The following is a 585-nucleotide window of genomic DNA, read 5'->3' on the forward strand; positions in this document are numbered from 1 at the left end:
AAAGGTGGCCACCACGTACCGCCACTCCCAGCCCCCTTGGGGCAGGGGATAGCGGTACCAGGCCACCCAGACCGGGAAGGAAAGCCCCCACAGGTAGACCCGGCTCCCCTGCCGCCTGAGGTCCAAAAGCCTCCCCCCTCCCCGCAGCCTCCGGTCCCGCCGCATCCCCACCACGGTTTCAAAGCCCATCTGCTTCACCCCAAAGAGGAACCAGGCCGTACCAAAGGCCGCGTCTGCGGCCACCCGTATCCGGAAGGTCCGGCGCATCCAGAGGGGCAGAGAGGCCAGGAGGCTCAGGGCCAGGAGGGAGAGGCCTTTCTCCCCCTTGCCCCGCCATAGACGGTAGGCCCAGGGGACGCGGAGGTCCCCGTAGACGAGGTAAAGGACCACGAGGTGGAGGCCCCACTTGCCGTGAAAGAAGGAGAGGGGGAGGTGGGGGAAGTGGCCCCGCTTTTCCAGGGTGACCAGGTCCAGGACCACCAGGAGGTTCCGCTCCTCCCCCCGCTTCTTCCCCTCCTTCGCCCGCTTCCAGATGAGGTCGGCCATGAGCACCGTGCCCACCACGTCCAGGCCCTCGTAGGCGTC

General features: G+C 67.7%; 1 pseudogene. It reads right to left on the minus strand.

Annotated features, from left to right (window positions below):
* Positions 1–585, minus strand: a pseudogene (locus ACFSNB_RS18795) (IS701 family transposase); the annotation flags it as partial.

Origin of the sequence: Phaeospirillum tilakii, assembly GCF_042683125.1 — a bacterium.
Classification (GTDB): Bacteria; Pseudomonadota; Alphaproteobacteria; order Rhodospirillales; family Magnetospirillaceae; genus Phaeospirillum; species Phaeospirillum tilakii.